This window comes from Halostagnicola kamekurae (assembly GCF_900116205.1).
GTDB classification, from domain to species: domain Archaea; phylum Halobacteriota; class Halobacteria; order Halobacteriales; family Natrialbaceae; genus Halostagnicola; species Halostagnicola kamekurae.
This window is the reverse complement of the sequence record NZ_FOZS01000004.1, coordinates 375,935-388,738: the sequence shown is the minus strand read 5'-3', so window position 1 is coordinate 388,738 and position 12,804 is coordinate 375,935. Positions and strand designations below refer to the sequence as shown.

Annotated in this window: 8 protein-coding genes; 2 read left to right on the top strand and 6 right to left on the bottom strand. The window is 62.5% G+C overall.

Annotated features, from left to right (window positions below; all coding sequences use genetic code 11):
- Window positions 1-10: 10 nt before the first annotated feature.
- Window positions 11-1,171 (bottom strand): glycosyltransferase family 4 protein, encoded by a 1,161-nt coding sequence (locus BM348_RS18015; protein WP_092907068.1) that lies wholly within the window; start codon window positions 1,169-1,171, stop codon window positions 11-13.
- A 412-nt stretch (window positions 1,172-1,583) separates the two neighbouring features.
- Between BM348_RS18015 and BM348_RS18005 the strand changes: the two genes are divergently transcribed.
- On the top strand, window positions 1,584-3,050 hold the full coding sequence (locus BM348_RS18005) for a flippase (protein ID WP_092907064.1): 1,467 nt from the start codon (window positions 1,584-1,586) through the stop codon (window positions 3,048-3,050).
- A 46-nt stretch (window positions 3,051-3,096) separates the two neighbouring features.
- Here BM348_RS18005 and BM348_RS18000 read toward each other — a convergent pair whose 3' ends face one another.
- The 5 genes from BM348_RS18000 to BM348_RS17980 all read right to left on the bottom strand — a co-directional run bounded on the left by BM348_RS18000 (window position 3,097) and on the right by BM348_RS17980 (window position 10,808).
- Window positions 3,097-4,902 carry a hypothetical protein gene (locus BM348_RS18000; protein ID WP_092907062.1) on the bottom strand — a complete coding sequence of 602 codons (1,806 nt, stop codon included), beginning with the start codon at window positions 4,900-4,902 and terminating at the stop codon, window positions 3,097-3,099.
- Between the two features lie 409 nt (window positions 4,903-5,311).
- On the bottom strand, window positions 5,312-6,256 hold the full coding sequence (locus BM348_RS17995; RefSeq protein WP_092907060.1) for a hypothetical protein: 945 nt from the start codon (window positions 6,254-6,256) through the stop codon (window positions 5,312-5,314).
- Window positions 6,257-6,426: 170 nt separating this feature from the next.
- Entirely contained in the window at window positions 6,427-7,716 is a 1,290-nt protein-coding gene (locus BM348_RS17990; RefSeq protein ID WP_092907058.1) for a GNAT family N-acetyltransferase, read from the bottom strand.
- A gap of 7 nt (window positions 7,717-7,723) precedes the next feature.
- Window positions 7,724-8,944, bottom strand: a complete 1,221-nt coding sequence (gene mct, locus BM348_RS17985; RefSeq protein ID WP_092907056.1) for a succinyl-CoA:mesaconate CoA-transferase — start codon at window positions 8,942-8,944, stop codon at window positions 7,724-7,726.
- A gap of 73 nt (window positions 8,945-9,017) precedes the next feature.
- A complete protein-coding gene (locus BM348_RS17980; RefSeq protein WP_092907054.1) occupies window positions 9,018-10,808 on the bottom strand; it encodes a hypothetical protein in 1,791 nt (596 codons plus the stop codon).
- A 475-nt stretch (window positions 10,809-11,283) separates the two neighbouring features.
- Here BM348_RS17980 and BM348_RS17975 point away from each other — a divergent pair, with 475 nt between their 5' ends.
- A complete protein-coding gene (locus BM348_RS17975) occupies window positions 11,284-12,597 on the top strand; it encodes a hypothetical protein (RefSeq protein WP_092907052.1) in 1,314 nt (437 codons plus the stop codon).
- Window positions 12,598-12,804: the final 207 nt, after the last annotated feature.

Genomic DNA, 12,804 nt, shown 5'->3' with positions numbered 1-12,804 from the left:
TAGCCCCCTCCTATGGCGTCTGTAGCTCGACGGGCCGTGCCGGTTCGCTCTCGCTCGAGACCTCCACGTCGAGCGTCTCGGCGCAAAACCGCTCGAGCGTGCGGGCCTGCTCGCGCCAACTGTACCGGCGCGCATCTTCGGCGGCCCGCCGTCCGAGCGCTTGCCGAGCCACGGGATCGTCGAGCACGGTTTCGAGCGCGTCGGCGAGATCGGCCGGCCGCCCGGGGTCGACGAGCAGCGAATTTTCCCCGTCGACGGCGTAGGTCTGCACGCCGGGTATCGCCGTCGTCACCGGCACGGTGCCACAGGCCATCGCCTCGACGGTCGCCATGCCGAAACTCTCGTCGTGGGTCGGGAGACAGAACACGTCCGCGGCGGTGTAGTAGCCGGGGAGGGCGGTGTGGGGGACGACGCCGTCGACGGTGACCGAGTCCGCGATCCCGAGGTCTCGAGCGCGCGCTCGGACGGCGTCAGCCTCTCCGCCGCCGACCAGGCGAAGCTCGACGGATTTCTCGATTTTCGAGACGCCCTCGAGCAGGTCGAAGACGCCTTTTCCAGCCACGAGACGGCCCACGAAGAGGACGATCGGATCGTCGCTCTCGAGGGCCGGCGGGGCGGTCGGCGTGAACTGCTCGTGGTCGACGCCGGGGTAGACGATCCCGTCGACGTCGTATCCGAATTTTTCGCTGATCTGGCGCGCCGTCGGATCGGAGTTCGCCAGAACCAGATCCGTCTGCGAGAACCGCTCTCGAAGCGCTGATCCCAGACCCACCGTCGACAGGCTGTGAAACGCGTACACCGTCGGCACGTCGACGAGGTTCGAGACGAACAGATCGTCGAGAAACTGAAACGTGAACAGCACGTCGAGCGTCGCGTCGATGTGCTCGAAGACGCCGTTTCGAACGCCCCAGGCCGTCATCTCTAGCTTTTGTACGTCCTGTGTCGTCATCGGCGCGACCCGCTCGAGCGCCGACGTCAGCGCGCTGTCGATCGGCGGCGTCTCTACGACCGTCACGTCGGATCCCTCGAGGACCGCAGCGCGTTCGCCGGAACGGGTGTAGAGATAGACGTCGTGATTTCGCGCCAACTCCGTCGCCATTCGCTGGGTATACACCGCGATTCCGCCGGATTCGCGCGTTCCGGCGGCGTCGTGATAGAACCCGATATTCATACCGCAGATACACTCTGGGAAGCGAATTGTTATACTCGTCTTACCAAACCGCGCCCTGCGATACGTCGCCGTAACTGACGGTCAGGATTCGCATACCACCGTGATCGTCTGTGGCGATCGAAAAACCCGTTTCCTAGCGATTCGTCGAAGAGACGGCGCGCTCGAGCGAACGCGGTTCGATCGGAACGGTACGAACGGGATAACAATACGCCGTTGCACACTGTCTCGAGCCAGTGATCGAACGCCGTACCCGCCCCCGAACTCGGCCCACACGGTGGGTTCGATCGGGCGGTCGTCGTAGGTTCGCGGGAGCACAGGTCTCGAGCGATGTGGTGAGTCGGCCCGCCGGTCTCCAAGCGATGGTGAGTCTCGTTACCGGTCGGCCGGGTGGACGACGAGGACGCATCCGCCGATGTCGATAACGGAGAAACTCCTCGACGGGTTCAAGGAGACTCTCGGTGCGCGCGTCGTCAACACGGTCGCAAACGGCCTGTTGATGCTACTGCTAGCCCGGGTGTTACTCACGCCCGACGAGTACGGCCTCCTCTTTCTCGTCATCGCAATCGTCGCCGTCCTTCAGTTGGTCGCGGATCTCGGGCTCTCGAGATCGGTCGCGCGGTACATTTCGGACCGCAAGGAGACCGATCCGGGATCGATCCCGTTTCTCATCCGGACTTCGCTGCGCTATCGCGTTCTCATGCTGGCGCTCGTCGCCGGGGGGATCGTCTTCGGACGCGATCTCATCGCGGCGGTGTTAGACACGCCGGAGCTCTCGACGCTGCTCGTGTTCGGGGCGGGGTATCTTGTCTGCCAGTCGCTTTACTCCTATCACAACACCGTCTTTCAGGGGTTCAACCGCGTCCAGTTGAGCGCGGTCGTCGAGACGGCCAATGCCGTACTCCGGGTCGTCGCGGTCGTCGCGCTGACGGCGCTCGGATTCGGCGTCGCCGGTGCGTTGATCGGCTACGCTGCGGGTGCCGCACTCGCATCGATAGTCGGTGCCGTTCTCCTCTATCGACGTTTCTACACGACCCACGAGGATACCGGCGGAAGCAAATCGCTCCGAAATCGAATGCTCAAGTACAGCATTCCGATGACGGCTTCCCACAGCGCGAACGTCCTCGACCGGCGCATCGACACCGTTCTGGTCGGGTACTTCTTGACCCCCGTCGCGGTGAGTTACTACGTGTTGGCGAAACAGATCTCGGAGTTCGTACTCGTCCCGGCAGGGTCGCTCGGATTCTCGATTTCGCCGACGTACGGCGAACAGAAGGCCAACGATTCGCTCGAGGAGGCGGCGCGGATCTACGAGGCGACGCTGCGATCCGTCCTCATTCTCTACGTTCCGGCGGCGATCGGAATCGTGCTCGTCGCGGGGCCGGCCGTCGACCTCGTCTTCGGAACGGCCTACGCCGGTGCCACTCCCGTGTTGCAGGTCTTCGGCGTGTACGTCGTCTTCCAGGCGATCACCTCCGTCACGACGAACGGGTTGGATTACCTCGGTCGGGCCAGAGACCGAGCGATCGCGAAACTAGTTACGTCGCTCGGAAACGTAGCTCTCAACGTCGTCTTGATACCGATCTACGGCGTGGTCGGCGCCGCGTACGCGACCGTAATCACGTTCGGCATCTACACGCTCATCAACGTCTACGTGATGCACCTCGAGCTGTCGCTCGACGGCTGGCAAATCGCCCGATCGCTCGCGCTCACGACGGTCGTGTCCGCCGCGATGGGGTTGTCGGTCCTCGTCGCGGTGCCGTACGTTTCGACCATTCCGTCGCTGGCCGGCGTCATCGCACTTGGCGTCGGTATCTGGGCCGGACTCGCCTCGATCAGCGGCCTGTTCGATCTCCGAAAAACGGTCGGGATGCTCACCTAGGCCGAAAAAAGACTCGAGACGCTGCGACCGCTCTCCGAGCGCCAGTTCACTGATCCCGTGCGTTGTACTGGATGTCCGCCGACGCGTCGCCGATGATCGTCAGGCTCTGGATGTCGCCGTCGAACCAGTAGGCGTCCAGCCAGCCGGCGACCGCGCCGCGAACGGCGCCGTCGTCGATCACGTCCTCGTCGTCGATTGTCGCCTCCCTGTAGCCCGATTGGACGACGCGGCCGTCGACCTCGAACGAGTAGCTGCTCGGCCCCTCGGCGTCGGTGCCGTCGATGACGAGCGCGTGTGGGAGCAGGCTCTGATCGCCGTACTCCGAGATGTCGATCCGCTCGCCGTCGAGCGAAACCATCGCCTCGCCGTCGGTGAAGCTCACGTCGGTCAGCGTCCCGGAGAAGTCGAACGTCTGAGTGCCGTCGGTGACCGAACTCTGGACCGTCGACCCGGAGATCGCCGTCACTTCGTCTCCCGGATCCGCGTCACCCGCGAGTTCGACCGTTCCGTCGACGGTGATCTCGAAACTCGTCGGCGTGCCGCTGCCGTCGACCTCCAGTGTGTGTGGAAGTTCTTCGCCGTAGTCGGAGGGGTCGATCTTCTCGTCGTTACAGTAGACCGTCGCCGGCCCGTCGACGGTGAGTTCTTCGAGCGACCCCGAGAATCGGAACGCGTCTTTCCAGTCGGCGACGACCCCGTGAGCGGTGCCGTCCTCGATCGCGTCCCCGTCGTCGAGCGTCGCCCCGTTGGCGTCCGATTTCTCGATCTCGCCATCGACGACGAACTCGTACCGGCTCACGTCCTCGTCGCTCCCGTCGAACAGCAGGAGGTTCTCGAGTTGCGCTTCTTTCTCGTCCGATTCTTCCGACTCGTCCTCGCCCGATGAGGGCGCGCTTGATCTCCCGCCGCCGGCCGCTTCCTCCGCGCTCGTCGGGACGCCCTCCGGCGGCTCGAGCACCGGATCGGAGCCGACGTCGATCTCCTCTAAGCTCCCCTGAGCGTTGCCGGAGTACGCGCCGCCGCGCATGGTCGCTCCGTTTCCGCGGTCGACCACCAGCGCGGACGGGTACGGCCCCGCCGCGAAGTGGCTGTCGATGATTTCGACTCCGCCGGGTTCCCAGACCCAGACGGGCCGACCGTTGGTTTCGGAGTATCCGCCGTAGCCCTGCCCGTAGTCGGTGTCGTCGTTGTACGCGACACAGTCAACGATCTTGTCGTCGGCGCCGCCGACGCGGTAGGTAGTCACGCCGTTGTTCTTCCCGTAACACGACTCGAATCGCACGCTGCCGCCGCTGGCGGTGTTCGAGAAGTACCACCCGTTGTTCGGGTACCCCTGGACGTTGCAGTTGCGAATGTCCCAGTGGCCTTCGTTGTCCTTGTGGAGGAAGACTGCGCCGGGGCCGTGTACGAACGATTCGCCCTCTTTGGTGGCTCCGTCGGCGATATAGACGTTTTCGATTACGTTTTCACCGGACGGGTCGGGGTCCGCACACGAGATGATGAATCCCTCTCCGCGGTAGACTCCCTTGATGCCGATGTTCCGGATGGTGACGTTCGAACTTCCGTAGGGATAAATCGTGATCGAATTCCCGTTCGAGACGTCGATGAGCTTGTTTTCGAACGTCTCGCCGTCGCCGATGTCGATCGTCTGGCCGTTGGCCTCGATCACTTCGTACTCCTGTTCGTCCGCGCCGACCGTCTGCGATCCCAGCGCGGCGGCCACGGTCGTCGAACCGGCCAGTTTGAGATACGATCGTCTGTGCAGTAAGCCGTCGTTACTCCCGCTATCGGGGAAGTCATCGTCCGCTCTATCCGCGTCGCTCGAATTCAGTACCGAAGGTTCGCGTGCCATGCATTCAGGTAATCCAAACATACCAGCATAAACCTTTCCAACGAAAAATGTATAAAATAAACTTAGGTACGCTTTGATTGGAACGTTCGTTCAGTATACTTTCTACTTCAATTCACGAATTCTAATATATCCGTCTCGAGCGTGTCGAACGATAATTTCGAATTACTCGCGAAACGGTTACACGAACGGAACGTTCGCACCGAGGAACTGGTCGTAATACGTCGTTACGCGTAGAAACGGTTCAGTTCGCCGTCCGTCGGCTTTGGTTGGACGACTCGAGAAGCGACGCTCGAGGGCTCGGCTGCTCGACAGTCCCTAGTCGTCCGTGAAAGGAAATGGGCTCGAACCGACGACGAATCAATCGCGGCCGATGCGAACGCCGCGAAATAACCGTGTCTACGAGAAGGAGTTATTCGTTGCCGGCAGCCGCTTCGGGCGAGGTCGGGACGCCGTCGGGGATGACGGCGTCAGGATTGGTGCCGACGTCGTCACCGAGCCGGACGTTCGAGCCGGCCTTTTCGCTGATTCCGCTGCTCGCACCGCCGGTGTAGTCGCTTTCGGAGACGACGACGTTCGTCCCTTTCCCGTTCGCTCCGGCGACGATCGACGGGCTCGAACCGTTGGTCTCTATCTGACAGTTGCTGACGTCGATCGTTCCCGGCGCCCAGGCCCAGATGCCGCGGCCGCTGAACCCGTTATCGCCGACGTAGACGCTCGAGTTTTTGACGGAGCTTCCTTCAGTCGCGACCCGGAAGTGGGAAACCCGACAGTTCGCCGCGAAACAGTTGTCGATGTGAACCGTTCCACCGCCCGAGTTGCCGGGTGCGGAGCCGTAGATCGCGTTGTCGGCGAATCCCTGAATGTTGAGGTTCTTCAGCTCGAGCTGGCCGGAGTGTTTTGGATTGACCCAGAACGCCGTCTGCCCGTGGCCCGTCGAACTGGCGTTGCGACCGTCGGAGCCGTCGCCGAGGTAGACGTTCTCGATGGTACTGGTCTCGCCGCCGGTGTCCGCGATCCCGAACGTCGCGGAGCCGGTTCCGGAGGTGTTCTTCCCCTCGAAGCCGACGTTTCGTATCGACCAGCCCGACCCCTCGGCGATGATGGTGATGTCCTGGCCGGTGGTCATGTCGATGTACTTGTTCGCCCAGGTCTCGCCGGAACCGATCTGGATCGTCTGTCCCTGTGCTTCGATCCGCTCGTACTCGTCGTCGGCTGCAGCCGATCCGACGGCGCCGAGCGAGGTCGTCGCCGCAGCGACCGCTGCGAGCGATCGGACGTACGAGCGCCGCGATAATCCGGAATTACGGTTCGTAACTGGAGGGTTCGAATCGTTAGTGCGGGAATTCTGCGTCATGCATCTTGGAAACACGACCTTGGAGCCATAAATCTTTCCTTAGGAGCCTACTTTAAATTTACAGAATATATTTAGTACACACCAGTTCGTTCACGATATAGAGAGTATCTGTCGAAAAATACGATAACGAGGAAAACAATCGACTTCGGAGAAACGGACGGCTCGAGAAGTTATCGCGTGTCCTGCTCGGCGAAGGTAATCGTCCAGTTCGCGGCGTCTGCGACCGCTCGGCCGCCGACTGTCCACTCGTGGCCTCCCTCGGAACTGATCGGGTACGTAACCTGCGTCGTCGGCTGTGACACGTGCGACAGCGGAACGGCGAGATCAGAGTAAAAGCCGAACTCCGAGAGTATCGATTCTGGAATCCCGTCGCCGCTGACGGCGAGGATCGCGTCGTCGCGCCGGTCGTCGACGATTCGGGACAGCAGCGCCCGGATACCGTCCCGCCGATCCGCCGTCGTCGCGAGCGGGACCACGTCGGTGAGATTCGTGATGCGCGACCCGTCTTCGATCGCGGTGCCCGTCACGATCCCCGCGATCGCCTCCCCACGTTTTCGAGCGACGTAGGCTTCGTACGAGCGGGTGGGATTCTCGAACCGCCACTCGTAGAACGTCTCGTTTCGATTGGCGTGGATCGTTCCCGGAATCGCACGGCGGTAGATCTCCGCGAACACCTCGGCGGGGACTTCGTCGTATCGTTCGACGGAGACGCCGCGAACGCCCGACTCGCGCGGCGTCTGCGCGTCGAGATACCGCTCAACGACCGGCGTCGCGACGCTCGTCAGCGTCGCCACTCGCTCGGATTCCGTCATCTCGAGCATCGACTCGGGCCGCTGGATCCGGTAGTAGGTCGGCACGCGCTCGACGATCTCCCACCCGTGTTTGAGACTTCCCGAGAGCGTCGCCGGGTTCGGGAAGTTGAAAAACAGCTCCGGATCGCGTGCGCGGTAGTACTCTTTCATCCGCTCGGTCGTCCGCGAGTAGAGGCCGCGTCGACGGTGGTCCGGATGGACCATAACGTCCGCCGGCTGGTAGCCGCGAAACGTCTTCGAGTCGGCGCGCAACTCGAGGACGAAACAGGGCTTGGTCCCGACGATCGACCCCTCATGGGTCGCGAGCACGATCGGGACGTGGTCGACGTAGGGGTTGTCCTCGTACTTCCAGCGGAACCACTCCCCGTCGACGTCGCCGAAGACGAGGTCGTACAACTCGAGGAAACCGGCGCGGTCCGACGGTTCGTAGAGCCGAATCTCGTACGGATCGTCGTCTCCGTCCTCGCTCGCGGTTTCGCGATCGGACCTGCCGGTCGTTCGATCGTCCGTCGCTTGGTTCTCGCGTCCCCTGCGTTCGTCGCGGTCGCCACGGCCGTCGTCGGATTCTATCGACCCGCCGGCGACTCGATCGGTTCCTGTGTTCGCGGTCTCGTCTTGCTCGTCGGTCTGGGGGTCGTTCGAGGCCATACGTATATTATCTGTCGTGACTGCTCCCGTCCGACACCTCGACGCGTCCGGGGTAGATATCCTCGAGGTCCGCGTTCGAGAGCGAGTCGGCCTCGAGCAGTTCCGATCGGTGTTCGTCGAGAAGCGGGGCCCGGTCTCCAGGCTCGGGGGGCGTTTTGGCCATCTTGATCGGCGTGCCTGCGATCGTAACGGTCTCGTCGGTGTGTGGGAGGTCCGCCTCGACGAGCATCTCTCTGCGCTGGGCGTGTTCGCACTCGTAGACGTCGCTAATGTCTTGTACGGGGCCGCAGGGCACGTCCCCCTCGAGCGCCGAGAGGACTTCGTCGGTCGTTCGCGTCGAGACCCACTTCTCGATCGAATCTCTGAGGTCGTCCCGATTCGCCAATCGATCGTTTGCGTGTGGATAGTCGACGATCCACTCCGGTCGATCCATCGTCTCACAGAGCCCGCGCCAGTGGTTGTCGCCGAGGGCCGCGATGACCACGTAACCGTCTTCGGCTTCGAACGCGTTGTAGGGAAACAGGGTCGGGTGGGCGTTTCCCTGCCGCTTTGGGACCTCTCCCGTGTAGGAGTGCTGGTAGACGGCCCGCTCTGCGAGGCTCACCATCGCGTCGTACATCGCGGTATCGACGAACTGGCCGACGCCGGTGCGTTCGCGATAGTGCAGCGCCGCGAGAATGTTCACGGTGTGTAACACGCCCGTGAAGATGTCGCCGACACCGAAGCCGACTTTCATCGGCGGTCCGTCCTCCGAGCCGGTCTGGTGCATCACGCCGCCAAGCGCCTGGGCAACGAGGTCGAACGCCGGTTCGGCCTGCTTCGGACTCGAGCCGGTTCGTGGGTCGCCAAAGCCGCGCATCGACGCGTAGACCAGTTGCGGGTTGATCTCGGCGAGGCGTTCGTACTCGAGGCCAAACTTCTCCATCGTTCCGACGCGGAAGTTTTCGACGACGACGTCGGCCTTTTCGACGAGGGATCGGAACTCGTCTCGATCGTCCTCCTCGGTGAAGTCCAACTCGAGGCTGCGTTTGCCGCGGTTGATGCTCTGAAAGTACCCGCCGAACTCGTCGTCGTCGGAGTGAAACGGCGGCGTTTCCCTGACGAAATCGCCGCCGGGCGGTTCGATTTTAATGACGTCGGCGCCCAGGTCGGCCAACAACATTGTCCCGTACGGGCCACCGAGGACCCTCGTCAAATCCAACACGCGTACGTCCTCAAGAGCAGGCATTGTCGTATCACCGTGGAAGGCCGATTCCGGCTTTGTTATGCACGCGTTTCGATATCCGGGCCGCAGTACGGCGTTATTCACCGCCCGCAGTGACGGCATACATCCGGAACTCGTCGTTCGAGATGACCTTGTTCGCACTCGGCGACCGCTCGATTCCCTCGAGGGACTCCTCGCTGTAGTCGAGTTCGTCGTACACCTCGAGTTCGCGCGTCGTGTCGTACTCGGAGACGACGAAGTAGTAGTCGTGGCCGTCGTAGGCCCCGCTGTAATTCCCGCTTTCGAACGCACTTCCGTTGACGACGCCGCTCTCGAACGGCGACGAGGAGACCCGGTCCGACTCGACGCCGTTGATCCCGTGATCGAACCGGAACGGATCGGCCCCGAAGCCGGCGTGTGGGCGATCCTCGACCTCGTGGACGTAACTCGACTCGTAGCCGTTCATCTGCGCGTCGGTCACGTGCTGGTTCGGCTGGTAGATGAGCGGCGAAGCGTAGACCGTCATCAAACCGAGGATTACGAACGCCGCAAGCAGCGTCGCGACCAGCGCGTTCGCACCGGGTGTCGTGACGACGTTCGAGAGCCCGGTCGTCACGTGTGCGATCGCGACGCCGGACAGAATCGTGATGACGACGTAGATGAAGCCGACCTGTCTGAACGCCATCGTCGGCGTCCCGACGAAATACACCAGAAACATGCCGCCCAGCGGAATCAGCGCCAGCCCGAAGTACGTACAGAACGCCTTCGTCTCGCGATCGATGTTCGTCCACCCAAACCACATAACGAGCAGGAAGATACCGACGACCGCGCCGATGATGGCGGCCTCGAGAAACATTTTGACGAACAGTTCGGCGAGGCTCCCGCCGACTTCGGTCAACGACGACCCTCGTTGGGCCACCGTCGATCCGGCGCCGACGTCCTGGGAGATGATTCCGCTGACGAGCCCACCGAATGCGTCGCGAAACCGCTCGTTGCTCAACGCCCACACGCCGCCGATCAGCCCGAGTACGATCGTGTGCGCGTAGGTCGTCGGATGATCGACCATCGGATGATCCTCGAATCGCCACCGGGCCAGATACTGGATGACACTAACCGAGCCGATGAGGACGACGACGCTCGCGAGCTGCTGGGGATGGACGAACAGCAATGCGAGACTCGTGAGGATGAGCAACGCGCTGAACGACGAGAGACCGAACGGCAGTCGCTCGAGGTCGTCGCCGCGTCGCAGGTAGGCGATGAGCGCGAAGAGAACGACCGGGACGAGAAACAGCGCGTTCGAGTTCGTGTGGGCGCCCATGTGCGTGCCGACGTTGTTGATCGGCAGGACGACCCACGAGACGATCGCCGCGATACCGATCGCGAGTCCGTTCCCCGAGAGTTCGCGAACCGTCAACGGAACGAAAATCAGGAATGGGACGAAGAACACGACGACCATCAAGAGGACGGCGCGCTCGAGCGGGGCCCCGCCGACGAAGTGAATCGTCGATGCGATCGAGTGCAACGCGGGATAGAGCAGTTCGTGCGGGAACAGGTTGCCCGTGACGATGTCACGCGTCCAGCCAAGGTGCGAGAGGGCGTCGCCGACCCCCGCGAACTGGTAGTTTCTGATCAGCGGAAGCCCGACGATCGTCGTCACGGCACAGGCACCCAGTCCGATCGCGACTCCCTGGTACCGTCCCCGACACGCGAGCGTCGTACTGACCGCGATCGCGAGGGCGATCCCGACCCCGATCCAGGTCAGTTCCGGCGTCGCCGCGTAGAGAGACACTTCGTAGCTGTCTGCGGGGTTCGCTCGAGCGACGAGCGCGGCCCCAGCAACGGCGAGATATCCGATCGCGAGGACGATCTCGAGTGCGGCTCGTTTCATCGTCGATCGCCCGTTTCGATTCGGTCGCTGCTTTCCATATGGAGCGCCATCGGTGGCGAGTTGAACAGGGATGACTGGTTTGTTATAGGGCTCATACCTGATGATAGTCAGCGCGAACACACTCTCTCGAAAGGAATGGGTGACGTCAGGCCGTTCGTCACCGAATCCGGCGACGAACTGCGACGATTCGATCGTCGGTTCCCGCCGGGCGGGCGTCGCTCTGACACACTGTTACCACAGATGCATCAATAAAAAGAACAGTACGGCACCCGTTTGATTTCAGTTACCGTTCGTTTCTCCCCGACTACGTTGTCCGCTGTAGGTCGGTATTGAACCGCCTGTACGTCGCCCCATCGAATGCTACGATCGTCTTTCAGATCTGTTGACTGTGTAACGATACTGGCTGTTTTAGTAGCCAGTTGTGGTGACAGTTATCGACTCGAACGGGACTCAACGGTCTCGTCACTACCCAACAATGTCCGCCATCATCATCGACTCGGTGACCGCCGAAGACGACACGCTCGAGGCCTCGATTCGGCCCTCGAGCGACCTCGAGCGGTTTTTCACCGGTAAGTCGTTTCGAACGAAGTACGACTGTTCGATCGAGGCCGTCCCCGAAGGGATCCTCGCCGTTCCGGTGCTCGCACACGTCTGTCCGGTCGCGTGGGCCCAGGGAGCCGACGTCTACGTCGACGACGTCGACGCGACCTTCGCGCGGGCATTAGAGGACGTCAAAGCCTCGCTGCTCTCGATGCACGACTTTCTCGAGGGCGGCACGCTCTACGCGCGAAACGCGACGACCGTCGATCCGCCAGCGGGCGAGGAGTCAGGGCTCCTGTTCACCGGCGGCGTCGATTCGACCGCCTCCTACGTCGGTCACCGGGCGGACGATCCCACGCTTATCAGCATCCGAGGGTGGACGATCACGCCCGACGCGAGCGACGACGAGGACTGGGAGACCCTGCGCTCGCGCGTCGGGAATTTCGCCGCCGAGCGCGACCTCGAGACGGCCTTTATCGAATCGAACATGCTCTCGGCGCTCGATCACCCGATGTTGCTCGCCCACTACAAACGCCACGTCGACGGCGCGTGGTACAGCTCCGTCGGCCACGGACTCGGCTTGCTCGGCCTCTGTGCACCGATGGCCTACGCGCGCGGGATCGAAGACCTCTACGTCGCCGCGACCCACTGGGAGGGTATCGACCTCGAGTGGGGCTCTCGCCCGGACATCGACGACTACGTCCGCTGGACGGGGACCGGCTGTCACCACGACTGCTACGACCTCACCCGTCAGGAACGACTCGAACTGATCGCCTCGTACGTCGACGACCCCACCGCCGATCCGGACGCCTCCCGACTCGAGTTACAGACCTGTAACGTCCGAATGGACGGAAACTGCGGTGAATGCGAGAAGTGCTATCGAACCGCGGTCGGGCTTCGTCTGGCCGGACTCGATCCAGCCGCCCACGGCTACCCGTTCGCGGACGAGGACTACCACGACGTTCGATCGGCATTCGAAAACGGCAACTGGATACTGGGCTTAGACGAGCGATACATGTGGGAAGACATTCGGGAGACGGTTCGCGAAACCGCCCCCTCGAGTCCCGCCGAGCGGGCTTTCTTCGCGTGGCTCTCGGAGGCCGACCTCGACGAACTGGTCGCGGAGTCGGGATCGCCGCTCCACCACCGACTCCTCCGAGCGGGCGCGCGAAACGCACCGAACAGCGTCTACAATACGGTTTATCCCGTCTGGAACGCGGCGAAGGCGGGCGCTCGACGGGTGCGGTGATCGCTCTGTCACTCCGAACGATAAAACTGCAACACACTTCGGAAGAATCGAACGTGGACAGCTCGATGATCGACGCCGTCTCGAGTCGGTGGCACGTGACGACCGACGACTTCCGTTCCTACGACGATCTCTACCGCGCTGTACGCGCGCACCTCCGCGCAGTCGCGTAATACTATCTGTTGAGAAGTACTGTGATTTCGTCCCAGC